This window comes from Acidimicrobiales bacterium (assembly GCA_036399815.1).
Lineage (GTDB): Bacteria > Actinomycetota > Acidimicrobiia > Acidimicrobiales > DASWMK01 > DASWMK01.
This window is the reverse complement of record DASWMK010000150.1, coordinates 1-22,586: the sequence shown is the minus strand read 5'-3', so window position 1 is coordinate 22,586 and position 22,586 is coordinate 1. Positions and strand designations below refer to the sequence as shown.

The window sequence follows — 22,586 nt, the reverse complement described above, 5'->3', positions numbered from 1 at the left end:
CGCCTAGAAGCGGAACAGCGCCTTGGGGACCGTCCAGACCGTGAACCGCCAGTTGCAGCCCCGGCCCCACTGCGACTTGACGTAGGCGGCGGCCGAGCTGCTCAGCAGGATCCGGTGGTCCGAGGTCTTCTTCCAGAAGCCGTTGGTCCCGTCGCCCCAGTTCGAGTACATCTCCCAGCCGACCACGAGCTCGCCGTCGTTGGACCAGTCGAACCCGTGCTCGCGCCAGCCGAACTGGCCCGAGTCCGCGTACTCCCACGCGTGGCTGGCGACGTCGACGCCCGACCAGGACGTCAGCCCGTACCGCCACGCCCTCGTCTGGCCGTCGTCGGTGTGCTCGTCGTTCTGGTTGGTCTCCGACAGGTTCTGGACCGTCGACCACAGCTCCCACCGGGCGAACACCTTGTCGAGGTCGCCGAGGAGCGATGCGCCTGCGTCCCGCAGGGTGGTGCGCAGGCCGGCGTCGTCGGGCAGCTGGGCCTGGTGGCTCGCCACCCTGCGGGTGAAGTCGTCGTAGCGGTCCTGGAGCGAGCCCTGGTAGGTGGGCGGGCAGGCCGTGAACTTCGACACGACCCGGAAGTACGTCGTGTACAGGGCGTGGAGGTCGTCGAACACGTTCGGGTCGATGGCCACCGACCGCGAGTACGTGGGGTGCAGGGAGCTGTAGTGGTTGAGCTGGGCCCGCAGCGGCTCGCCCACCTCGTTGGCCTTGAACCAGTCGAGGGCCTGGATGACCTGCTCGGGCGTGGTCGGCGTCACCGGGCAGCTGCCCCTGGCCCCGGCGAACACGACCTTCACCGAGATGTCGATGCCGTTGCTCTTGGCCGCCTGCTGGAAGGCCACGCTCCCGTCGGCCTTGAAGACCTGGGGCGCCTGGCCGCCGAAGGAGGCCTTGAACTTGTCCATCGACGTGGCCGAGTGGGCCGTGCACGTGTAGACGGCGACGAACGACGAGCCCCGCCGGTGCCCGGCCACGAAGTAGTCGCCGTAGGCCTCCCTGAACTTGGCCGGGTCGCTGTCCATGAGGCGCCTGGCCTCGTCGGTCAGCTCCCAGGCGGCGGGGAGGTCGTAGCCGTCGTACAGCTTCTGGAAGCGGGCGACGAGCGACATCATCCGCTGGGTGTAGGTGACCTCGGTGAGGTACTCGCTCGACGCCGACAGGTCGACGCCGTCGAGGTTGTAGGAGCCCGACACGGACGCGTGGACCTGGCGGGAGAACTCGCTGTCGTCCTCGACGAGGCGGAACTCGAACGTCTCGTTGGCGACGTTGCGATCGACCGGCGTGAACGGCTTGACCCCCCTCGACGTGTACATCGCACCGGTGACGGCGTCGATGCCGTTGCCGAGGGCGTAGTGCTGCCGCCACGGCACCTCGGCCAGGGTCGGCGCCAGCACGGTGACGGCGGTGCCCTCGAGGCGCGGCCTGGTCGGGCGCCGGTCGGCGCGGAACGTCGGACTCGTCATGATCCCCCCCTGTGACGTCGGCCGCCGTTCTAGCCGGTGGCCCCCGTCACGCGCAGAAGTCGGTGATGGTCCCCTCGAGCGCGTCGGCCACCGTCGCCACCGAGTCGGCCGTCACCCACTCGGTCGCCGCGTGGGCGCCGCCGCCGTCCACCCCGAACAGCAGGCACGGGATGCCGGCCTCGGCCAGCAGCGCGCCGTCGGTCCAGAATGGCTCGCCCCGCAGCACCGGCGGCGCGCCGGTGGCCCGCTCGACGTGGCGGAGCAGGCACCTGGCCACCTCGCTGTCGAGGTCGGCCCGGAACGGCTCCCGGGCGAGCGTCCGCCGCCACGTGGCCCGGAACCGGGGGACCCGGGCGGCGACCTCGTCGACCAGCGCCGCCATCTCGGCGTCGAGGGTGTCGACGTCCTCGCCCGGCACCGTCCGGCGCTCGACGGTCAGCCGGCACGAGGCCGGGTAGCTCGACGCCTCCTCGCCGCCCCGCACGAGCGAGGCGTGCACGCTCCCGGTGCCGAGCAGCGGGTCGGCCGGCCCCCCGGCCAGCCGGGCCCCGAGCGCCTCGATGGCGACGAGGAGGTGGCCGGCGTGGGCGATGGCGTCGACGGCGAGGTCGGGGCGGGAGCCGTGGGCGGCGACGCCGTGGACCTCGACCTCGAACCAGGCGAACCCCCGGTGGGCGACGGTGACCTCGAGCAGAGTGGGCTCGGTGACGACGGCGCCGTCGGCGGTGAAGTGGTCGAGCACCTCCTCGGTGCCGGCGCTGCCGTACTCCTCGTCCGCCACGCAGGCGACGATCACGTCGCCCCGCAGGCCGCCGCCGGCCGTGGCCCTGGCCGCGGCGACGAGCATGGCGGCGAGCCCGCCCCTCATGTCGAAGGTGCCCCGCCCGTAGACGTTGCCGTCACGGGCCACCGGGTCGAGCGGGTCGCCGTCGTACCCGGCCAGGGTGACGGTGTCGAGGTGGCCGTTGAGCATGATCGAGCGGCCCCCGCCGCGGCCCCTGGCCACGCCGACCACCGAGGGCCGGCCCGGCCGCCGCTCCAGCCGGTGGACCTCGAAGCCGTGCCCGGCCAGCCAGGCGGCGCAGCGGTCGGCCATGGCCGTCTCGCCGGCGCCGCCGGGGACGAGGTCGGGGTTCACCGACTCGATCCGGACGAGCTCGGCGAGCAGGGTGAGCGGATCGGTCACGGCCGGCACGGGGACCACGATGGCGCCGCCGGCGCCGCCGGTCCAGCGCCCGTGCGCGCCGCGCCGCGCGCCTGCGACGATGGGCGGCGTGAGGGTGCACCTGGTCGACGGGACCTACGAGCTGTTCCGCCACCACTTCGCCCTGCCGTCCCACAAGACCGGCGACGGCCGGGAGGTGGCCGCCACCCGGGGCACCGTCGGGTCGGTGCTCGGCCTGCTCGAGCAGGGCGCCACCCACGTCGGCGTGGCCACCGACCACGTGATCGAGTCGTTCCGCAACGACCTCTGGCCCGGCTACAAGACCGGCGAGGGCGTGGCCCCCGAGCTGAGCGCGCAGTTCCCGCTGCTCGAGCAGGTGCTGGAGGAGGCGGGGGTGGCCGTCTGGGCCATGGTCGAGCTGGAGGCCGACGACGCCCTGGCCAGCGCAGCCGACCACCTGGGCGGCGACGACCGGGTCGACCAGGTCCTCATCTGCACGCCGGACAAGGACCTCGCCCAGTGCGTGCAGGGCGACCGGGTCGTGCAGCTCGACCGGCGCCGCAACGTGGTCCTCGACGAGGGCGCCGTCATGGCCAAGTACGGCGTCGCCCCCGAGTCCATCCCCGACTACCTCGCCCTCGTCGGCGACAGCGCGGACGGGTTCCCGGGCCTCGCCGGGTGGGGCGCCCGGTCGGCCGCCGCCGTGCTCGCCCGGTGGCGCCACCTCGAGCGCATCCCTCGCTCGGCCTCGGAGTGGGACGTCGACATCCGCAACTGCCACCGCCTGGCCGCCACCCTGGCCGCCAACTTCGAGCTGGCGCTGCGGTTCCGGCGCCTCGCCACCCTGGAGCGCGACGCCGACCTCGGCGCGACCGTCGAGCACTTGCGCTGGCAGGGGCCCCGGCCCGGCTTCGAGGAGCTGTGCGCCACGATCGACGCCCCCGGGCTGGCGGCCAGGGCCAAGGCGCTCGCCACCCGGCGGGCGAAGGCCGCCAGCTGAGCGGTCAGCTCCCGAACACCAGGGACAGCTCGACGGCCGGCGTCTCCTCCAGCTGGGCGTAGGTGCACGACGCCGGCTCCCGGTCGGGGCGCCAGCGGACGAGCTGGGTGGCGTGGCGGAACCGGTCGCCCTGGAGGTGGTCGTAGGCCACCTCCGCCACCAGCTCGGCCCGGAGCGGCTCCCACGACAGGTCCTTCTTCGCGTTCCACCGGCTCTGCGCGCCGGGCATCCGGCCGCCGGCCGAGGCCGGGTCGGCGGCGGCCTCCGCCCACCGCTGCCACGGGTGGCCGTCGAGGGCGCCGTCCCGGTAGGGGGCGATCTCCTCGGCCAGCTCCCGACGCCGCTTGGCCGTGAAGCTGGTGGCCACGCCCACGTGGTGGAGCGTGCCCTCGGCGTCGAACAGGCCGAGCAGCAGCGACCCGACCCCGTCGCCCGACTTGTGGGTGCGGAACCCGGCGACCACGCAGTCCGCCGTCCGCTTGTGCTTGACCTTGAACATGACCCGCTCGTCCTGGCGGTAGGGCAGGTCGGCGGCCTTGGCCACCACCCCGTCGAGCCCGGCGCCCTCGAAGCGCCGGAACCAGTCGGCGGCCACGTCCCGGTCCTCGGTCATCGGGGTCAGGTGGACGGGCGGGCCGGCCCCGTCGAGGGCGGTGGCCAGCCGGCGGCGCCGCTCGGCGAACGGGGCGCCGGTCAGGTCGTCGTCGCCCTCGGCCAGGAGGTCGAAGGCCACGAACGAGGCTGGCGTCTCCCCGGCCAGCTTCCGGATGCGCGACTCGGCCGGGTGGATGCGCTGGAGCAGGGCGTCGAAGTCCAGGCCGTCGGGCCCGGCGATCACGATCTCGCCGTCGACCACGCACCGGTCGGGCAGCGACGCCCGCAGCGGGTCGACCAGCTCGGGGAAGTAGCGGGTGAGCGGGCGCTCGTTGCGGCTGCCCAGCTCGACCTCGTCGCCGTCCCGGAACACCACGCACCGGAAGCCGTCCCACTTCGGCTCGAACAGGAACTGCCCCGGCTCGCCGGGCGGAAGGTCGTCGATCGCCTTGGCGAGCATGGGGGCGACGGGGGGCATGACGGGGAGCCGCACGGGCCGATTCTGCCCGCGGCCGGTCGCCCACGGGGTGCCGCGGCGGCCGGTACGATCCGGGCGCCGTGACCTCGCCCTCCCCAACCTGCGAGCGCCGGCAGCGGCGGGCACTGCGCGTCGCGCTGGCCGCGCTGGCCGTCACGGCCGCCGTCGCCGCCGCGGGCACCACCGGCGGGAGCGGGCCGGCGCCGGCGGCCGCCCGGGCGACCGGCGGCCAGGGCTACTGGATGGCGACGACGGCGGGCCGGGTCGAGGGGTTCGGGGCGGCCACCGAGCACGGCGGCACCACCGACGGCCGCATCCCCTACGCCGTCACCGGCATGGCCGCCGACCCGAGGGGCGGCGGCTACTGGCTGGTCGACCTGATCGGCGTGGTCTACCGGTTCGGCGGGGCGCCCTACTTCGGGAGCCCGTCCGGCCGGGTGCTCGCCTCGGTGATCGCCGACATCGACGTCACGAGGGCCGGCGACGGCTACCGCGTGGTGACGGTGAACGGCGGGGTCTACGCGTTCGGCGCCGCGCCGTACCTCGGCAGCGCCGGCGGCACCCACCCGCCGATCGTCGACATCGCCTCGAACTCGACCGGCACCGGCTACCGCCTGGCCGACGCCGGCGGCCGGGTCTACACGTTCTCCTCCGGCTTCTACGGCGACGCCAGGGCGTCCACCCACAGCGGCATCGTCGGCATGGCCGTCCACCCGCTCGGCGGGGGCTACTGGCTGGTCGACTCGTCCGGCCGGGTCTTCGGCTACGGGACGGCGAGGGACCTCGGCGACGTGACGGTCGCCCACGACACGATCGCCGGCATCGTCGCCGCCCCCGACGGCGCCGGGTACTGGGTGGTCGACGTCGACGGCGCCGTGTTCGCCTTCGGCAGCGCCACCTACCTGGGCGGCGGCAACACGATCGGCCTCGACGCCCCGGTGGCCGCCGTCGCCGGCGTCCTCCCGCCGCCCGGCGCGGCCGCCGCGCCCGAGACGACCACGACGACCGCGCCCGAGCCGACGACCACGACCACGGCGCCGCCCGACACCACGACCTCGACCACGGCGCCGGCCGGGGAGCCGACGACCACGACCAGCACCACCCGGCCGCCCCGGCACCCCCGCCCGCCCCGCACCACCACGACCACGGCGGGCGGCGGGTGAGCGCCGACGTGGGCTACGCGGCCGCCCTGGTGGTGGCGGCCGTCTACCTCGTCGCCGGGGTGGCCAAGCTGAGCGACCGGGCCACCACGGCGTCGACGTTCGCCGCCCTCGGCGTGCCGGCCCCGCGGCCGATGGCGACGGTCGTCCCCCTCGCCGAGATCGGGCTCGGTGCCGGCCTCGTCGTCGCCCCCCGCCCGGCGGCCGCCGCCGCCCTCGTCGTGGTCGCCGCCTTCACGGTCGTGCTCGTCGCCGCCCTCCGCCGCGGCGTCCGGGTCGGCTGCGGCTGCTTCGGCACGGCCCGGCGGGAACCGATCTCCTTCGTCGAGGTCGTCCGCAACGGCCTCCTCGCCGCGGCCACCGCCGTCGCCCTGCTCGCCCCCGGCCCCCGCTGGCCGGGCCTGGCCGCGACCGTCGCCGTCACGGCCGCGACGGCCGCCGGCGCCGTCGTCCTCGCCCTCTGCGACGTGCGCCGGGCCACCGGCGGCCTGTTCTCGATCGACGCCGCCGCCGAGGTCCCGTGATGGAGGGCTCGGTCTGGGTCGTGTCCTACGTGGTGCTGTGGCTGGCCGTGCTCGTGCTGTCGGTCGCCGTCGTCGCCCTGCTCCGCCAGATCGGCGTGCTCCACGCCCGGCTGGCGCCCATGGGCGTCCACTTCGCCGGCGAGGGCCCCGACCTGCACGCGCCGGCCCCGGCCGCCGGCCCCGACGTCGACTACGGCGACGCCGAGCTCACCCTCGTCGCCTTCACCGCCCCCACCTGCGACATCTGCGCCCGCCTGCGCCCGTCGCTCGGCGCGCTCCGCACGCAGTACCGGGAGCTGGTGCTGGTCGAGCTGGAGCACGACGCGGCGACGGCGCCCGCCTTCCGGGCCTTCAACGTGTCGAGCACGCCGTACTTCGTGGCCGTGGACCGGGGCGGGGTGGTCAGGGGCCGCGGGGTGGCCAACTCGCTCGAGCAGGTCGAGGAGCTGATCGACGAGGCGCTGTCGGCGCCCGTGCGCAGGGAGGACGTCCGCAGATGAGCGTGGCCGACGGGCTGGTCGAGGGGATCAGCCGGTGGATGGCCGCCCGCCAGACCCGGCGCTCGTTCCTCGGCCGCCTCGGCAAGGTGGCGGTCGTGGTCGCCGGGGGGACGACCCTCGCCGGGCTGCTCGACCGCCAGGCCGAGGCCCGGGTGTGCGGCCAGTCGGGCGTGTCGCCGAAGTGCTCGACGTTCGACTGCGTCGGCTCGGGCAGCGTGTGGGGCTGGTGCTGGTACGCCAGCCCGGGCTGCTGCCTCTACGACGGCCTGAAGAAGATCTGCGACTGCTGCACGTTCAACTGGCCCAACGTCCACGGCTACTGCCCGTCGGGCTACAACGTCCGCTGCATCGTCGAGAGCTGCTACGCCGACCCGCGGCTCCAGACGGTCCCGCTGACCAAGCTCACCAACGTCACCCCGGTGGGCGCGTCGGTCGAGCTGTCCGTGGTCCGCTACCCGTCGGGGTTCACGACGGCGACGATCGGCGACGGCGAGGACCACCGCTGGGCCGCCATCGCCGCGCCGGTCTCGGCCACCGTCACCGGCCCGCTGCTGCTCACGGCCAGGGCGTCGCTGTCCCCGGTCGTGCGGGACGAGCTGGAGCGGCTTGGCGTCACCAGCGTGCGGATCGTGGGCGGCACCGTGTCGGCCGCCGTCGAGGCCGAGCTGCGGACGTTCGTGCCCGACGTGGAGCGGGTCGGCCCGGCCGCCGACTTCACCGAGGCGTCGGTCCAGGCCGCGCAGTGGGTCTTCCAGCGGGCCGGCACCCGCAGGGCGGTGTGCATCGGCACGACCGGCGTGTCGGCCAACATCGCCCCGTCGGCGGCGGCGTTCGCGGCGATGAAGAAGTACCCGGTCCTGGTGGGGGCGGACGCGGCGGTCGCCCTGGCCCGCTCCGAGACGCCCGCCGTGCTGACCTGGATGATCGGGCCGGAGATGTCCGACCGGGCCGGCGACGTGCCCGGTGGCCAGCCCATGCGGTCGTCCCGGTCGACCAGCCTGTCGAGGGAGATCGCCAGCAACGCCGTGAACGTCGAGGGCGTGAGCGAGTTCGCGCTGATGGTCGTGCCCCAGGGCAGCTGGGTGCTGGCCTCCGCCCTGACCCGGTTCGCCGGGCTGATGCTCGTCCACCCGACCGGCGAGATCGACGACGACACCTACACCTGGATCAAGTGGCACCAGCCGTTCCTCACCAGGGGCTACACGACGAGCAGCAGCGGGTCGCTCGACCCGACCGGCGTCTGGGAGCTCCAGTCGGCCCTCAACCACTTCGACGTCGACCTGCTGATCGGCGTGTCCGGCCAGGGGCTCCCGGTCATCTCCCAGCCCGAGGACGAGCGCTGCATCGGCTGCGCCAGGGTCAGCCCGCCCTACCCGTCGCGGGCGGCCACCGGCCGGTACTGGACGAGCCGGGCCAACCCCGCCCGCCGGCCGTGACGGCCGCCGCCGTCGCCTTGGCGGCGGCCGTGTTCGCCGGCATCCGCTCGCTGTGGTCGCCCTGAGGGCTGTCGGTCGCCGAGACCGTCGGCCCCTCCGTGCGGGGGGCGCACCGCATCCGGGTCGTCGCCCTCCTGCTGGCCGCCGGCATGGCCACCGGCGGGCTGGTCGGCTTCTTCCTCGGCGCCGGGTGGCTGGCGACGGGCTGGCCGGCGGCCTCGCCGGCCGTGTCGGCCGCCGTCGTGGCCGCGGCGCTGGCGGCGGACCTGGTCGCCCGGCCGCTCGACGTCCGCCGGCAGGTGCCCCAGCTCTGGGGCCGGATCTTCGGCCCCGGCACGGTCGCCGTGCTCTACGGCGCCCGCCTCGGGGTCGGCCCGCTCACGATCCTCACCACCTGGCTGTGGTGGGCGGCGACCGCGCTCGCCGTCACCCACGGGCCGTGGGTCGGGGCCGGGTCGGGGGCCCTCTTCCACGTGGCCAGGACCGTGACCATGCTGGGCGTGGTGGCCGGCACGAGGACGGGGGTCGACATGGGCCGGCGGATGGCGGCCGTGCGCCGCAGCGAGCGGCCCGTCCGGGTGACGGTGGCGGTCCTGGCCGCCGGCCTGGCGCTCGCCGCCGCGGTGGCCTGAGGTGACCCCCACCCGGTGGCGGGTGCTCGCCGGCGTGCTGGCCGCCGTCGCCGTCGTCGCCGTCCTCCTCGCCACCCTCGGCCGGGGCGACGACGACGGGGGCGACCCGGCCGCGGCCACCCCGCCGACCACGGAGGCGGCCGCGCCGACCACGGCCGCCACCTCGACGTCGACCACCGGGCCGACGACCTCGACCACCGAGCCGGCGCCGGCGACCTCGTCGACCCTGGGCCCCGGCGAGGACCCGAACCCCACCGTGCCCGACACCACCCCGGAGGACGCCGTCGACGTGGAGGAGCTGCGCAGCCTGCTGCTGGACGAGGCGGCCGTCGCCGCCGTGCTGCCCGGCGCGGCCGAGGCCGACGGGGGCGCCCTGGACCTCGACGCGGCCGCCGGCCTCGAGGTGGACGCCGCCGCCGAGCGCAGCCTGCTGCAGACCCGCCACTTCGAGGGCGGCTACAACCGGTCCTTCGACGCGCCCGGCGGGGCCGTCGCCTACCTCCAGGTCTACGAGTTCGCCTCCGCGGCCGACGCCGAGGCCTACCTGGAGGACGGGGCCGAGGCGGCGACGGCGGCCGGCGCCCGGCCCTTCGAGGTGGCGGCCATCGAGAACGCCGTCGGGCTCACCTCGGTGGACGAGACCGACGAGGGCGCGTTCACCGGCCACGTCGTGGCCTTCGTCCACGGCGCCCGCCACTGGCTGGTCGTCGTCGGAGGCACTGACGGCGGCCCGACCGAGGCCGACGCCGCCGAGGTGGCCGTCGCCCAGCTCCGCAAGGTGACGGCCGCCCCGGACTGAGCCGGTTCGGCGTGTTTCACCCCCGGTGGGCGGGGGTAGCGGGTCCGGGGCCGAACCGACGAGGACGGGGGTCCCGATGCCGTTGCGTCGTACGGCGGCGAGGTGGCGGCCCCGCCGCCTGCTGCCGCTGGCAGTCGCCGCCCTCCTCGTGCCGGCCGCCTGCGGCGGGGGAGGCGGCGACGAGGGTGGCACGGTCACCCTCAAGTGGTACGTGTTCGACGAGCCGTCGGGGGCCTTCGACCAGGCCGCCGAGGCGTGCACGGAGGCGTCGGAGGGCCGCTACCGCATCGAGACGGCGGCGCTGCCGGCCGACGCCGACCAGCAGCGCGAGCAGCTCGTCCGCCGGCTGGCCGCCGAGGACTCGGACATCGACATCATCGGCATGGACGTGATCTGGACGGCCGAGTTCGCCGAGGCCGGGTGGATCCTGCCCTGGGAGGGCGACGCCGCCGAGCGGGCCACCGAGGGCCGCCTCGAGCCGGCCGTCGAGAGCGCCACCTACCAGGACCGGCTGTGGGCGGCGCCGTTCACGTCGAACACACAGCTCCTCTGGTACCGCAAGGACCTCGTCGACGAGCCGCCGGCCACCTGGGGCCAGCTGCTCGACCAGGCCCAGCAGCTGGCCGACGAGGGCGAGCCCCACCTCGTCCAGGTCCAGGGCGAGCGCTACGAGGGCCTCGTCGTGTGGTTCACCTCGCTGCTCGAGTCGGCCGGCACGTCGGTCCTGAACGAGGACGGCACCGAGCCGGCGCTGGAGGAGGAGGCCACCCGCCGGGCGCTCGAGGTCATGCGCGACCTGTCGACCTCGTCCGCCGCCGACCCGACCCTCAGCACCAGCCGGGAGGACCAGACCCGGCTCGCCTGGGAGGCCGGCAACTCGGCGTTCATGGTCAACTACACCTTCGTCTGGCCGAGCGCCCAGCAGAACCAGCCCGAGCTGGCCGAGAACATGGGCTGGGCCAGGTGGCCCGGGGTGAACGAGGGCGAGCCGAGCCACGTGACGATCGGCGGGATCAACCTCGGCGTCGGCGCCTACTCGGACCACCCGGACCTGGCCAGGGAGGCGGCGGCCTGCATCGCCGGCGACGACAACCAGGTGGTGGCGGCCGAGAAGGGCGGCCTGCTGCCGAGCTCCGAGGCGCTCTACGACGACGCGAAGGTGCAGGAGGCGTTCCCGTTCGCGGACGTGATCAGGGACACGCTGGCCGACGCCGTCCAGCGCCCGCAGACGCCGTTCTACAACGACGTCGCCCTGGCCATCGCCCGCACGCTCCATCCGACGAGGAGCATCGACCCGGAGGGTGACGTGCAACGTCTGCGCGACGCGATCGCCGAGGCGCTGGAAGGGCAGGGGCTGCTGTGACCACGACCGCGCCCCCCGCCGTCCGCCGCCCGGAGGACCAGGCCACGGCGAAGGGGGCGCCGGGCCGGTCGGGCAGGCCGGGGATGACCGGGCGGGCCAAGGCCGAGCGCAAGCTCGGCTGGATGCTCTGCGCGCCGGCCGTCACGGTCATGCTGCTCGTCACCGGCTACCCGATCGCCTACGCCTTCTGGCTGTCCCTCCAGCGCTACGACCTGCGCTTCCCGGACGAGCGCTCCTTCGTCGGCCTGTCCAACTACGGGGCCGTGCTGTCCAACGAGGTGTGGTGGCAGGACCTGATGAACACCCTGGTCATCACCGTGGTGTCGGTGGCGATCGAGCTGGTCCTCGGCTACGGGCTGGCCTGGGTGATGCACCGGGCCCTGTTCGGCCGGGGGGTGGTGCGGGCGTCGATCCTCGTGCCCTACGGGATCATCACGGTCGTCGCCGCCTTCGCCTGGCGCTTCGCCTTCGACCCCACCACCGGGTTCGTGAACGGCCTGCTGAACACCGACCAGAGCTGGTTCACCGAGCGGTGGTCGTCCTACGTCGTGATCATCGCCACGGAGGTGTGGAAGACCACGCCGTTCATGGCCCTGCTGCTCCTCGCCGGGTTCACGCTCGTCCCGAACGACCTGATCAAGGCGGCCAGGGTCGACGGCGCCACCGCCGTGCAGCGCTTCCTCAAGGTCACCCTGCCGCTGATGAAGCCGGCCGTGCTCGTCGCCCTGCTGTTCCGCACCCTCGACGCCTTCCGGATCTTCGACGCCGTGTTCGTCCAGACCCGGGGCGCCCAGGGCACCGAGTCGCTGTCGATCCTCGGCTACAACACGCTGATCACCCGGCTCAACCTCGGGCTCGGGTCGGCGGTGTCGGTCCTCGTGTTCGCCCTCGTGGTGCTGATCGCCGTGATGTTCGTGAAGGGCTTCGGCGCCAACCTGTCCCAGGCCAGGGGGGAGCGCTGATGAGGGAGCGCACCGGCCTCGAGAAGTTCCTGTGGGCGCTCGGGTCGATCGTGATCGTGCTGTACGCGCTGATCCCCGTGGCCTGGATCGTGTCGCTGTCGCTGAAGCCGACCGACGAGCTGACCAACGGCAAGTTCTTCCCGCGCAGCCCGAGCCTCGACAACTACTCCGCCATCTTCGACGACCCCCAGTTCCCGGCCGCCCTCCGCAACTCGATCGGGATCGCGCTCATCTCGACGGTGCTGGCCGTGATCCTGGCGACGTTCGCGGCGTACGCCATCGTCCGCCTCGACTTCCCGGGCAAGACGCTGGTGCTGTCGGGGGCGCTGGCCATCGCCATGTTCCCGTCGATCTCGATCATCGGCCCGCTGTTCAACATGTGGCGGACCCTGCACCTGTTCGACACGTGGCCCGGGCTGATCATCCCCTACATGACCTTCACCCTGCCCCTCGCCATCTGGACCCTGTCGGCGTTCTTCCGGGAGATCCCGTGGGACCTCGACAAGGCGGCGCGCGTCGACGGGGCCACCCCGTTCCAGGCCTTCCGCCGGGTGATCGCCCCGCTCGCCGCCCCCGGCGTGTTCACCTCGGCGATCCTCGTGTTCATCTTCGCCTGGAACGACTTCCTGTTCGCGACGTCGCTGACGTCGACCAACCGGGCGAGGACGGTGCCGGCCGCCCTCGCCTTCTTCACGGGGAGCTCGCAGTTCGACTTCCCGACCGGCTCGATCGCCGCCGCCTCCGTGGTGGTGACGATCCCCATCATCGTGATGGTGCTGCTCTTCCAACGGCGGATCGTCGCCGGGCTGACGTCCGGCGCCGTCAAGGGCTGACCGAAAGGAACCACGGCTCCATGGCTGAGATCGTCCTCGACAAGGTGACCAAGCGGTATCCCGACGGGACGGAGGCGGTGAAGGCCGCCGACTTCACCATCAAGGACGGCGAGTTCTTCATCCTGGTCGGCCCGTCCGGCTGCGGGAAGTCGACCCTGCTCAACATGATCGTCGGGCTGGAGGACATCACCGACGGCGAGCTGAAGGTCGGCGGCCGGGTCGTCAACGACGTCGACCCGAAGGACCGCAACATGGCGATGGTCTTCCAGAGCTACGCCATCTACCCGCACATGACCGTGCGGGAGAACATGGCGTTCCCGCTGAAGCTGGCCAAGGTGCCCGACGGCGAGATCCGCAAGCGGGTCGAGGACGCGGCGAAGATCCTCGAGCTCACCGACCACCTCGACCGCAAGCCCGGCAACCTGTCCGGCGGCCAGCGCCAGCGGGTGGCCATGGGCCGGGCCATCGTGCGGGAGCCCGAGGCGTTCCTGATGGACGAGCCCCTGTCGAACCTCGACGCCAAGCTGCGCGTGCAGATGCGGACCGAGATCTCCCGGCTCCAGCAGCGGCTGGGCACGACCACCGTCTACGTCACCCACGACCAGGTCGAGGCCATGACCCTCGGCGACCGGGTGGCGGTGCTCCGCAAGGGCGAGGTCCTCCAGGTCGGCTCGCCGCGGGACCTCTACACCGACCCCGTCAACCTGTTCGTCGCCGGGTTCATCGGCTCCCCGTCCATGAACTTCCTGCCCGCCACGCTGCGGGGGACGACCGTCGAGCTGCCGATGTGCTCGTTCGAGCTGCCCGAGGACCTGCGCTCCCGCATGGGCGACGCCGGTGACCGCCGGGTCATCTGCGGGATCCGGCCCGAGCAGTTCGAGGACGCCGAGATCGTCGGCGAGGCCAAGGCCACCGGCCCGACGTTCCGGGCCAAGGTCGACGTCATCGAGTGGATGGGCTCGGAGCTGTACGCCTACTTCGACGTCGAGGGCGACGCCGCGCAGGAGCTCAACCAGCTGGCCGACGACCTGGAGACGGCGGAGATGACCGAGGGCGGGCGGACCAGGGTCGTCGCCCGCCTCGACGCCGCCAGCCGGGCCAAGGAGGGCGAGGAGGTCGAGCTGTGGCTCGACGCCCGCCGCATCCACCTCTTCGACGCCGAGACCGGCGACAACCTCACGTGCTCGGCCAGGTCCGGCTCGGGCGACGGCCAGGCCGCCGACGGCACAGGCCGCTCCGTGGGCGCCACCTCGGCGACGGCCGGCACGTAGCGCCGGCCGGTCAGCGGCGGGCGACCCGCTCGGCGCCGGCGACGGCGGCGCGGGGCCGTCCGGCGGCCGCGGCCAGCGACGCCTCGACGGCGTCCCACAGGCGCGTCCGGGCGGCCAGCGCCTCGCTGGCCGTCGCGAGCGCGAGGCGCCAGTCGTCCTCGTGCCGGCACAGGGTGGCCAGCAGCGCGAACGCCGCCTCCGCGCCGGCGCCGCCGTCGGCCGGCAGGTGCCGGTCGAGCCAGCGGGCCAGCGGGGCGACCCCGGCGAGGGAGCGGCGGAGGGCGTCGGGGACGAGGTCGTCGCGCCCGAAGCAGAACATCGCCGCCCGCTCGAGGGCCGACCCGGTGGCGACCGTGTGCCAGGTGTTGGTGACGAACCGCCGGGCGCCGGCCGGCACCTCGGCCATCACCAGCGCGCCCCGGACCTCGACGCCGGCCGCCACCAGCGCGAGGAACCGGCGCACCGGCCGGGTGTCGGCGCCGACCTCGTCCATCACGTCGGCGTAGGCGAGGACGTCGACCGGCGGCGGCGCCTCCAGCCCGAGCTGGGCCAGGTGGGGCCGGGTCACCTCGAGCAGCGAGGCGTGGTCCCACACGGCGAACACGTGGTGCTCGACGAGGGCGACGACCGTGCGACGGTCCGGCGGGGCCGCGACGACGCGATGCCCCGCCACCCGGGCCCGGCTGGAGGCGAGGGTGTCGAGCAGCGACCGCACGTCGGCGGGCGGCGCGTCGTCGACGCTGGCCCAGCGCATCGGCCCCCATCGGCACCGGGCCGGGGTCGTTGAGCCGACCTCCTACGATGACCCCGTGCCCGAGCACCCGCTGTCCGAACGCCTGGAGGAGCTGAACAAGCGGAAGGAGCAGGCGTACCACGCGGGGTCGGAACGGGCCGTCGAGCGCCAGCACGCCAGGGGGAAGCTGCTCGCCAGGGAGCGGGTCGAGTACCTGCTCGACGAGGGGTCGTTCCACGAGCTCGACCTGCTGGCCCGCACCAGGGCCTCGGCGCTCGACGAGCGGCCCTACACCGACGGGGTCATCACCGGCTGGGGCACCGTCGACGGCCGCCGGGTGTTCGTGTTCTCGCAGGACTTCACCGTGTTCGGCGGCGCCCTCGGCGAGGTGTTCGCCGAGAAGATCCACAAGATCATGGACATGGCGCTGAAGGTCGGGGCGCCGGTCATCGGCATCAACGACGGCGCCGGCGCCCGCATCCAGGAGGGCGTCGTCTCCCTCGCCATGTACGGCGGGATCTTCTACCGGAACGTGGCCGCCAGCGGGGTGGTGCCCCAGGTCAGCGTGATCATGGGCCCGTGCGCCGGCGGCGCCGTCTACAGCCCGGCCATGACCGACTTCGTGTTCATGGTCCAGGACACGTCGTACATGTTCATCACCGGGCCGGACGTGGTGAAGACGGTGACCGGCGAGGAGGTGACCCAGCAGGAGCTGGGCGGCGCCACCACCCACGCCACCAAGTCGGGGGTCGCCGCGTTCACCGCGCCGGACGACCGCACCTGCCTCGACGGCGTCCGGTACCTGCTCTCCTACCTCCCCTCCAACAACCTGGAGGAGCCGCCCTGGTTCGCGCCGACCGACGACCCGCGCCGGCGCACCCCGGAGCTGTCCGAGCTCATGCCGGCGTCGCCGAACCTGCCCTACGACATGCACGACGTGATCAGGGCGGTCGTCGACGACGGCGAGTTCCTCGAGTACTTCCCCCAGTGGGCCCGCAACCTCGTGTGCGGCTTCGGCCGGCTGGACGGCCACCCGGTCGGCATCGTCGGCAACCAGCCGCTCGTGCTGGCCGGCGTGCTCGACATCGAGTCGTCGGAGAAGGGCGCCCGCTTCGTCCGCACCTGCGACGCGTTCAACATCCCGATCGTCACGTTCGTGGACGTGCCCGGGTTCCTGCCCGGCACCGACCAGGAGTACGGCGGCATCATCCGCCACGGCGCCAAGCTGCTGTACGCCTACTGCGAGTCGACCGTCCCCCGCATCCAGGTCATCACCCGGAAGGCCTACGGCGGCGCCTACGTCGTCATGAACTCCAAGTCGATCGGCGCCGACCTCGCCTACGCCTGGCCGTCGGCCGAGCTGGCCGTGATGGGCCCCCAGGGCGCGGTCGAGATCGTCTACCGCCGCGAGCTCCAAGCCGCCGCCGACCCGGTCGCCCGCCGGGCCGAGCTGGTCGAGGAGTACACCGAGCGCTACGCCAACCCGTACCTGGCCGCCGAGCGGGGCTACGTGGACGACGTGATCGACCCGGCCGACACCCGCGCCCTGCTGATCGACGGGCTCGCCATGCTCCGGTCCAAGCGCGAGGAGCTGCCCCGGCGCAAGCACGGGAACGTGCCGCTGTGAGCGACGACCGCGCCCAGCCGACCGAGGAGGAGGTGGCGGCCATCGTGGCCGCCGTCGAGGCGGCCTGGCCCCGGCCGGTCGTCGTCGAGGCCGTGGCGCCGGCGTCCCCGTCGCGGTGGCGGTTCTCGGGCCGGTGGTGGTCCAAGCCCATCGCCGCCCGCCGGGACCGGCCCTGGTGACGGTGGCCGGCCCGCAGCTGACCACGGTCGCCGACGACGAGGCCGTGGTCCACGACGGGCTGCTCGTCGACCGCTGGCGGGGGCTCGACCCCGACACCGACTACTCGTTCGGCCCGTTCTCCTTCCGGACCCTGCCCCGGCCGGGCGGCGAGCGGCTGGCCACGGTGGCCACCGTGAACGACGTGCACTTCGGCGAGGAGGTCGCCGGGCTCATCGAGGGCACCGACATCGGCCCGGTCTTCCGGTCCGAGCCGGACGAGGACCCCTACCCCGAGGTGATGAACCGGGGCGCGGTCGGCGAGATCACCGCGGCCCGGCCCGACGCCGTCGTCGTCAAGGGCGACCTGACGGCGGACGGGACGCGCCAGCAGTTCGAGGCCTTCCTCGCCACCTACCGGGGCGCGTTCGGCGACCGCCTCCACTGGGTGCGGGGCAACCACGACGTCACCACCGGCGCCGACCCGGTCGAGGACGGCGCCCCGTACGCCGTCGACGTGCCCGGCGCCCGGCTGGCCGTGGTCGACACGACCATCCCGGGCCGGCCGACCGGCCGGGTCACCGCCGGGACGCTCGACTGGCTCGACACGGTCGCCGCCGAGAGCGACCGGCCGGTGCTCGTGTTCGGGCACCACCACCCGTGGAGCCCGGACTCGCCCAAGCGGGAGGCCGGCTACTTCGGGATCAACCCCGAGGACTCCGAGGCGCTGGTCGCCGTCGTCGCCCGCCGCCCTGCCATCGTCGGGTACTTCGCCGGCCACACCCACCGCAACCGGGTCCGCCGCTTCCGGTCCACCGGCGAGGTGCCGTGGGTCGAGGTGGCGTGCGTGAAGGACTATCCCGGCTCGTGGGCCGAGTACCGGGTGTTCGAGGGCGGCATCCTCCAGGTCCACCGGCGCATCTCCACGCCGGAGGCGCTGCGGTGGTCGGAGCGGACGAAGGCCATGTACGCCGGGCTCTACCAGGAGTACGCCTTCGGCCGGCTCGAGGACCGCTGCTTCCTCTTCGGTCGCCGCGACGGTGCCTGACCCGCCCCTCGCCGACCTCAGGGTCGTCGACTGCGCCACCCTGATCGCCGGCCCGGCCTGCGCCCGCTACCTCGCCGACTTCGGCGCCGACGTGGTGAAGGTCGAGCGGCCGGGCGGCGGCGACACGGCCCGCCAGCTGGGCTGGCCCGACCCCGCCGACCCCGACGACGCCAGCCTCTGGTGGCGCCTGGAGGGCCGCAACAAGCGCTGCGTCGTGCTGGACCTGAAGTCCGACGACGGCCGCCACGCCATGCGCCGGCTGTGCGCCACCGCCGACGTGCTCGTCGAGAACTTCCGGCCGGGCACGCTGGAGCGCCTCGGGCTCGGGCCCGACGTGCTGCACGCGGCGAACCCCCGCCTCGTGATCACCCGGGTGACCGGGTTCGGCCAGGACGGCCCCTACGCCGGGCGACCGGGCTTCGCCACCGTGGCCGAGGCGATGAGCGGGTTCGCGGCGATCACCGGCGAGCCCGACGGGCCGCCGCTGCTGCCGCCCATCGCCCTCACCGACGAGGTCGCCGGGCTGGTCGCCGCGTTCGCCACGATGGTCGCCCTCCACTCCGGGGTCGGCCAGGTCGTCGACGTCAGCCTGCTCGAGTCGCTGTTCCAGCTGATGGGGCCGCTGGTGGCGGCCTGGCAGCTGCTCGGCTTCGAGCAGCCCAGGATGGGCGCCGGCCTGCCGTACTCCGTGCCCAGGGGCACCTACCGGACCGCCGACGACCGGTGGGTGGCGATCAGCGGGTCGGCCGACAGCGTGTCGAAGCGCCTGTTCGAGCTGATCGGGGCGGGCGACGACCCCCGCTTCGCCACGCCCGGCGACCGCATCGCCAACCGGGAGGCGGTCGACGAGGTGCTCGGCGCCTGGATCGCCGAGCGGGCCCTCGACGAGGTCGTCGCCGCCTTCGAGGCCGCGAACGCGGCGTGCGGCCCGGTGCTCGGGATGCCCGACATCGTCGACGACCCGCACTACCGGGCCAGGGGCGCGGTCACCGTGCTCGACGGCATCCCGATGCAGGGCCTCGTCGCCCGCCTGTCGGCCACGCCCGGCCGCCTGCGGTGGGCCGGCCGCCGGCTCGGGGCCGACACCGACGAGGTGCTGGCCGAGCTGGACGGCGGCTAGGGCGGGGGCGGCCCGGGCTGGAGGTCGTGCACGAGCCCGAGCCGCTCGAAGCCGCGGAGGACGGTGTGGATCGGGTCGGGCTCCCGCCGGCCGGGCAGGCCGTGGCGGGCCGCCCTGGGCGAGCGGTGGTGGTTGTTGTGCCAGCCCTCGCCGAGCAGGGCGACGGCGATGAGCCGGTGGTTGCGGCTGTCGTCGGGGGTGTCGTAGTTCCGGTAGCCGCCGCAGCGGTGGGCGACCGAGCCGGTCGACAGCACGGCGTGCCACAGGGCGACGGTGCTCACGCAGAACCCCCACACGAACTCGGCCGGGCCGAGGAGCCACAGGCCCCAGGCGAAGGCGGCGACGGGCACCAGCTTCCAGCGGTCGAGCCAGACGAGCTCGGGGAACCGCTCGAGGTCCCGCACCCGCCGGCGGTCGGTCGGCTGGTTGGCGGGGTCGAGGAACCAGCCGCAGTGGCTGTAGAGGAACGAGTGGTGGTGCGGGGAGTGGACGTCCTCGGGGGTCTCGGCCACCGAGTGGTGGTGGCGGTGCATGGCGACCCACCACAGCACGCCCCGTTGGAGGGCGAGCGTGCCGGTCACGGCCAGCACGAATTGGAAGCCCCGGCCGGCCCGGAAGGCCCGGTGGGAGAAGTAGCGGTGGAACCCGCCGACCACGCCGAAGCAGCGGACGGCGTAGGTGACGGCGGCGACGGTCAGGGCCCGGCCGGTGACGCCGACGAGCGGCACGGCCAGGCAGGCGAGGTGGAGGCCGGCGAAGGCGGCCACGTCGCCCGCCGCGGTGATCGTGGGCACGACCCGGCGTGGCGCCGGCGCGACGGCGACGGCCATGTGGTCCCCCTCCCGCTCGCCCCGGAGGATAGGTCCGGGCGCGGCGGCCGTGCCGGTACGTTGCCGGGATGGCGATCTCCCCGGGATCGGCGGCGCCGCCGTTCGCCCTGCCCGACGACGGCGGCGGCTCCACGTCGCTCGCCGACCTCACGGCCGGCGGCCCCGTGCTGCGCGCGTTCTTCAAGTGCAGCTGCCCGACGTGCCGGCTGGCCTTCCCGGTGTTCGGCGAGCTGGCCCGCCGCTACCGCGACGCCGTTCCGGTGGTCGCCGTCGGCCAGGACCCGGTGGCGACGTCGCGCCCGTGGCTCGACGACCTCGGCTTCCCCGGCCCCGTGCTCGACGACACGGCCGGCTACGCCGCGTCCGCCGCCTACGACCTCGACAGCGTGCCCACCCTGGTGCTGGTCGACGGGGACGGGACGGTGGTCGACGCCAGCGCCGGGTGGGACCGCGACCGGGTCAACGCCTGGGACGAGCGCCTGGCCGCCATGACCGGCCGGGAGCCCTCCCCGGTGAGCGTCGAGGGCGACGGCCGCCCGCCCTGGAAGCCCGGCTGAGGCAGCCGCCACCGCCGGTAGGTCTACCGGCCCTCAACGTCGACGGCCGTGCCGGTCCTTCGCGGGTGCGCGGTCGTTGCAGTGCCTGTGCAGTGGCAGCATGGGGCGGTGGAGGACGAGCGGCACCGGTTGGCCGACGCCATCGCCGCTCTGGAGGGGCAGCGGGCCGTGCTCGGCGACGCCGTGGTGGACCTGTCGATCGCGCCCCTGCTGGAGCGGCTCGGGGCCCTCGACGCGGACGTCGGGCGGCCGCCGGAGGAGTCCCGCAAGCTCGTGACCGTCCTGTTCGCCGACCTGGCCGGGTTCACCGCCATGTCGGAGGCGATGGACCCCGAGGACGTGCGGGAGCTGACGACGTCCTACTTCGCCCGCTGGGCCGACGTGGTCGCCCGGTACGGCGGGGTGGTCGAGAAGTTCATCGGCGACGCCGTCCTCGCCGTGTTCGGCCTGCCGGCGGCGGCCGAGGACGACCCCGAGCGGGCGGTGCGGGCCGCGCTGGACATGGTCGACGCCCTCCGCCGGCTGAACGACGAGGAGCTGGAGCCGACGTGGGGCCGGCGCCTCGAGATGCGGGTCGGGGTCAACAGCGGGATGGCCCTCGTCACCCCGCTGGACGAGCGCAGGGGCGACTTCGTCGTCGTCGGCGACGTCGTCAACACCGCCAGCCGCCTCCAGTCGGCCGCCCCGGTCGGCGGCATCCTCATCTCCCACGACACCTACCGCCACGTGCGGGGCGTGTTCGAGGTGCAGGCCCAGGAGCCGCTCCGGGTCAAGGGCAAGGTCGAGCCGCTCCAGGTGTACGTCGTCCTGCGGGCCAAGCGGCGGGCCTTCCGGATGGGCATCCGGGGGATCGACGACGTCGACGTGCCCTTCCTCGGCCGGGCCGACGACCTCGGCCTGCTCCAGGAGACCCTGCTCGCCATGGCCACGTTCGGGCGGCTGCGGGTGGTGACGATCGTCGGGGAGGCCGGGGTCGGCAAGTCGCGCCTGCTGTTCGAGTTCGACAGCTGGGTGGAGCTGCTGCCCGACCGCTTCAGCTACTTCAAGGCCCGCACCAGCCCGGCCACCCTCAAGCACCCGCACGCGCTGCTGCGCGACCTCGTCGCCACCCGCTTCCAGATCGCGGAGAGCGACCCGCCGGCCGTCGTGCGCTCGAAGGTCGAGCAGGGCGTGTGCGACGTGGTCGGCGACGTCGAGGCCGGCATCCCGAAGGCCCACATCCTCGGCCAGCTCGTCGGGTTCGACTTCTCGGCCAGCCCCCACGTCCGCCCCCTCCTGAAGGACGCCCAGCAGCTGCGGGACCGGGGCATCGCCGCCCTGGCCGACGTGCTGTGCGCGACCGCGTCCAGGGCCCCGGCCGTCGTCCTGCTGGAGGACCTCCACTGGGCCGACGACAGCTCGCTGAACGCGCTCGCCGACCTGTCCGGCCTGCTGCTCGACCACCCCGTGCTCGTCATCTGCACGGCCCGCCCCGGCCTGCTCGAGCGCCGCCCGAACTGGGGGCTCGGCCTGCCCGACAGCGAGCGGGTCGAGCTCAGCCCGCTCGGCCCGACCGAGGCCAGCCGCATGGTCGACGCCCTCCTCCCCGGCGGCGTGCCCGACGAGGTGCGCTGGCTGGTGGTGGCCCAGGCCGAGGGCAACCCCTTCTACGTCGAGGAGCTCGTCGGCATGCTGGTCGACGACGGGGTGGTGGTCCGGTCGGGCGACGGGTGGGCGCTGGCCTCCGAGGGGCCGCTGCACCTGCGGGTCCCGCCCACCCTCACCGGCGTGATCCAGGCCCGCCTCGACGGCCTGTCGCCGCAGGACCGGGCCGTGCTCCAGCGGGCGTCGGTCGTCGGCCGCACGTTCTGGGACGACGCCGTCGCCCACGTCGCCGCCATGGTCGACGACGACCCGTCGCCGACCGGGGAGGTCCTGGCCGACCTCGGGCAGCGGGACATGGTCTTCCAGAGCCCCCGCTCGGCCTTCGACGGCACCAGGGAGTACCTGTTCAAGCACGCGCTGCTGCGCGACGTCACCTACGAGACCGTCCTGCGCCGGGACCGGCGGCGCTACCACAGCGGCACGGCCGACTGGCTGGAGGAGGCGACCCAGCGGAGCCAGCGGGTCGACGAGTACGCCGCCGTCATCGCCGAGCACCACGAGCGGGCCGGCGAGCCCGAGGCCGCCGCCCGGTGGTTCGCCCGCGCTGCGGACCGGGCCGCCCTCACCTTCGCCAACACCGAGGCCGCCCACTTCGCCACCCGGGCGCTCGAGCTGGGCCCGTCCGGCGACCTCGCCTGGCGCTTCGACCTCCACCTGGCGAGGGAGCGCCTCCACGACCTGGCCGGTGAC

Annotated in this window: 22 protein-coding genes; 17 read left to right on the top strand and 5 right to left on the bottom strand. The window is 74.2% G+C overall.

The genetic code is table 11. From position 1 onward, the window contains the following. Positions 1–3: 3 nt before the first annotated feature. Both VGB14_10760 and VGB14_10755 read right to left on the bottom strand, forming a co-directional pair. Complete coding sequence (locus VGB14_10760; protein HEX9993398.1) at positions 4–1,464, bottom strand: hypothetical protein; 1,461 nt, start codon at positions 1,462–1,464, stop codon at positions 4–6. Between the two features lie 46 nt (positions 1,465–1,510). After that, a complete protein-coding gene (locus VGB14_10755; GenBank protein HEX9993397.1) occupies positions 1,511–2,650 on the bottom strand; it encodes a M20/M25/M40 family metallo-hydrolase in 1,140 nt (379 codons plus the stop codon). A gap of 79 nt (positions 2,651–2,729) precedes the next feature. On the opposite strand from VGB14_10755, the gene VGB14_10750 reads away from it, so the two are divergent. Then, the gene (locus VGB14_10750; protein ID HEX9993396.1) at positions 2,730–3,629 is read left to right on the top strand and encodes a 5'-3' exonuclease H3TH domain-containing protein; all 900 of its coding nucleotides are present in this window, start codon (positions 2,730–2,732) and stop codon (positions 3,627–3,629) included. A gap of 4 nt (positions 3,630–3,633) precedes the next feature. Here VGB14_10750 and VGB14_10745 read toward each other — a convergent pair whose 3' ends face one another. Next, positions 3,634–4,716 (bottom strand): ATP-dependent DNA ligase, encoded by a 1,083-nt coding sequence (locus VGB14_10745; GenBank protein ID HEX9993395.1) that lies wholly within the window; start codon positions 4,714–4,716, stop codon positions 3,634–3,636. A gap of 65 nt (positions 4,717–4,781) precedes the next feature. On the opposite strand from VGB14_10745, the gene VGB14_10740 reads away from it, so the two are divergent. From VGB14_10740 to ugpC, 10 genes are all read left to right on the top strand, one after another. Continuing rightward, positions 4,782–5,864 carry a hypothetical protein gene (locus tag VGB14_10740; protein ID HEX9993394.1) on the top strand — a complete coding sequence of 361 codons (1,083 nt, stop codon included), beginning with the start codon at positions 4,782–4,784 and terminating at the stop codon, positions 5,862–5,864. Further along, positions 5,861–6,385, top strand: a complete 525-nt coding sequence (locus tag VGB14_10735; protein HEX9993393.1) for a MauE/DoxX family redox-associated membrane protein — start codon at positions 5,861–5,863, stop codon at positions 6,383–6,385. Before VGB14_10740 ends, VGB14_10735 begins: the two co-directional genes overlap by 4 nt. Then, positions 6,385–6,885 carry a thioredoxin domain-containing protein gene (locus VGB14_10730; protein HEX9993392.1) on the top strand — a complete coding sequence of 167 codons (501 nt, stop codon included), beginning with the start codon at positions 6,385–6,387 and terminating at the stop codon, positions 6,883–6,885. Before VGB14_10735 ends, VGB14_10730 begins: the two co-directional genes overlap by 1 nt. Continuing rightward, complete coding sequence (locus tag VGB14_10725; protein HEX9993391.1) at positions 6,882–8,321, top strand: cell wall-binding repeat-containing protein; 1,440 nt, start codon at positions 6,882–6,884, stop codon at positions 8,319–8,321. The genes VGB14_10730 and VGB14_10725 overlap by 4 nt, the downstream gene beginning before the upstream one ends. Before the next feature lie 98 nt (positions 8,322–8,419). Beyond that, positions 8,420–8,953, top strand: a complete 534-nt coding sequence (locus tag VGB14_10720) for a hypothetical protein (GenBank protein ID HEX9993390.1) — start codon at positions 8,420–8,422, stop codon at positions 8,951–8,953. 1 nt (position 8,954) lies between these two features. Continuing rightward, complete coding sequence (locus tag VGB14_10715; protein HEX9993389.1) at positions 8,955–9,752, top strand: hypothetical protein; 798 nt, start codon at positions 8,955–8,957, stop codon at positions 9,750–9,752. A 76-nt stretch (positions 9,753–9,828) separates the two neighbouring features. Beyond that, on the top strand, positions 9,829–11,115 hold the full coding sequence (locus VGB14_10710) for an ABC transporter substrate-binding protein (GenBank protein HEX9993388.1): 1,287 nt from the start codon (positions 9,829–9,831) through the stop codon (positions 11,113–11,115). Further along, positions 11,112–12,077, top strand: a complete 966-nt coding sequence (locus VGB14_10705; protein HEX9993387.1) for a sugar ABC transporter permease — start codon at positions 11,112–11,114, stop codon at positions 12,075–12,077. The genes VGB14_10710 and VGB14_10705 overlap by 4 nt, the downstream gene beginning before the upstream one ends. Further along, entirely contained in the window at positions 12,077–12,910 is an 834-nt protein-coding gene (locus VGB14_10700; protein HEX9993386.1) for a carbohydrate ABC transporter permease, read from the top strand. Before VGB14_10705 ends, VGB14_10700 begins: the two co-directional genes overlap by 1 nt. Before the next feature lie 20 nt (positions 12,911–12,930). After that, a complete protein-coding gene (gene ugpC, locus VGB14_10695; protein ID HEX9993385.1) occupies positions 12,931–14,181 on the top strand; it encodes a sn-glycerol-3-phosphate ABC transporter ATP-binding protein UgpC in 1,251 nt (416 codons plus the stop codon). Between the two features lie 10 nt (positions 14,182–14,191). On the opposite strand, the gene VGB14_10690 is transcribed toward ugpC, so the two are convergent. Next, positions 14,192–14,935 carry a DUF3050 domain-containing protein gene (locus VGB14_10690; GenBank protein ID HEX9993384.1) on the bottom strand — a complete coding sequence of 248 codons (744 nt, stop codon included), beginning with the start codon at positions 14,933–14,935 and terminating at the stop codon, positions 14,192–14,194. A gap of 55 nt (positions 14,936–14,990) precedes the next feature. Here VGB14_10690 and VGB14_10685 point away from each other — a divergent pair, with 55 nt between their 5' ends. Genes VGB14_10685 through VGB14_10670 form a run of 4 tightly spaced genes read left to right on the top strand, consistent with a single transcriptional unit; the run spans position 14,991 to position 18,865 of the window. Continuing rightward, on the top strand, positions 14,991–16,541 hold the full coding sequence (locus VGB14_10685) for an acyl-CoA carboxylase subunit beta (protein HEX9993383.1): 1,551 nt from the start codon (positions 14,991–14,993) through the stop codon (positions 16,539–16,541). Then, complete coding sequence (locus tag VGB14_10680) at positions 16,538–16,720, top strand: hypothetical protein (GenBank protein ID HEX9993382.1); 183 nt, start codon at positions 16,538–16,540, stop codon at positions 16,718–16,720. The genes VGB14_10685 and VGB14_10680 overlap by 4 nt, the downstream gene beginning before the upstream one ends. After that, the gene (locus tag VGB14_10675; protein HEX9993381.1) at positions 16,717–17,745 is read left to right on the top strand and encodes a metallophosphoesterase; all 1,029 of its coding nucleotides are present in this window, start codon (positions 16,717–16,719) and stop codon (positions 17,743–17,745) included. The genes VGB14_10680 and VGB14_10675 overlap by 4 nt, the downstream gene beginning before the upstream one ends. Continuing rightward, positions 17,738–18,865: a CoA transferase gene (locus tag VGB14_10670; protein HEX9993380.1), complete on the top strand. Its 1,128-nt coding sequence runs from the start codon at positions 17,738–17,740 to the stop codon at positions 18,863–18,865. Before VGB14_10675 ends, VGB14_10670 begins: the two co-directional genes overlap by 8 nt. On the opposite strand, the gene VGB14_10665 is transcribed toward VGB14_10670, so the two are convergent. Further along, positions 18,862–19,695 (bottom strand): acyl-CoA desaturase, encoded by an 834-nt coding sequence (locus VGB14_10665; GenBank protein HEX9993379.1) that lies wholly within the window; start codon positions 19,693–19,695, stop codon positions 18,862–18,864. The two genes, VGB14_10670 and VGB14_10665, sit on opposite strands and share 4 nt — an antisense overlap. Positions 19,696–19,763: 68 nt before the next feature. Between VGB14_10665 and VGB14_10660 the strand changes: the two genes are divergently transcribed. Both VGB14_10660 and VGB14_10655 read left to right on the top strand, forming a co-directional pair. Further along, positions 19,764–20,252, top strand: a complete 489-nt coding sequence (locus VGB14_10660; protein ID HEX9993378.1) for a TlpA disulfide reductase family protein — start codon at positions 19,764–19,766, stop codon at positions 20,250–20,252. A 108-nt stretch (positions 20,253–20,360) separates the two neighbouring features. Continuing rightward, on the top strand, positions 20,361–22,586 hold a 2,226-nt coding region (locus VGB14_10655), incomplete at its 3' end, for an adenylate/guanylate cyclase domain-containing protein (protein HEX9993377.1).

What these genes read in the sequence shown, in the direction of transcription:
- VGB14_10760 (HEX9993398.1), bottom strand. Translation starts at nt 1,464, where the DNA reads ATGACGAGTCCGACGTTCCGCGCCGACCGGCGCCCGACCAGGCCGCGC.
- VGB14_10750 (HEX9993396.1), top strand. Translation starts at nt 2,730, where the DNA reads ATGGGCGGCGTGAGGGTGCACCTGGTCGACGGGACCTACGAGCTGTTC.
- VGB14_10730 (HEX9993392.1), top strand. Translation starts at nt 6,385, where the DNA reads ATGGAGGGCTCGGTCTGGGTCGTGTCCTACGTGGTGCTGTGGCTGGCC.
- VGB14_10725 (HEX9993391.1), top strand. Translation starts at nt 6,882, where the DNA reads ATGAGCGTGGCCGACGGGCTGGTCGAGGGGATCAGCCGGTGGATGGCC.
- VGB14_10710 (HEX9993388.1), top strand. Translation starts at nt 9,829, where the DNA reads ATGCCGTTGCGTCGTACGGCGGCGAGGTGGCGGCCCCGCCGCCTGCTG.
- VGB14_10700 (HEX9993386.1), top strand. Translation starts at nt 12,077, where the DNA reads ATGAGGGAGCGCACCGGCCTCGAGAAGTTCCTGTGGGCGCTCGGGTCG.
- ugpC (HEX9993385.1), top strand. Translation starts at nt 12,931, where the DNA reads ATGGCTGAGATCGTCCTCGACAAGGTGACCAAGCGGTATCCCGACGGG.
- VGB14_10690 (HEX9993384.1), bottom strand. Translation starts at nt 14,935, where the DNA reads ATGCGCTGGGCCAGCGTCGACGACGCGCCGCCCGCCGACGTGCGGTCG.
- VGB14_10665 (HEX9993379.1), bottom strand. Translation starts at nt 19,695, where the DNA reads ATGGCCGTCGCCGTCGCGCCGGCGCCACGCCGGGTCGTGCCCACGATC.
- VGB14_10660 (HEX9993378.1), top strand. Translation starts at nt 19,764, where the DNA reads ATGGCGATCTCCCCGGGATCGGCGGCGCCGCCGTTCGCCCTGCCCGAC.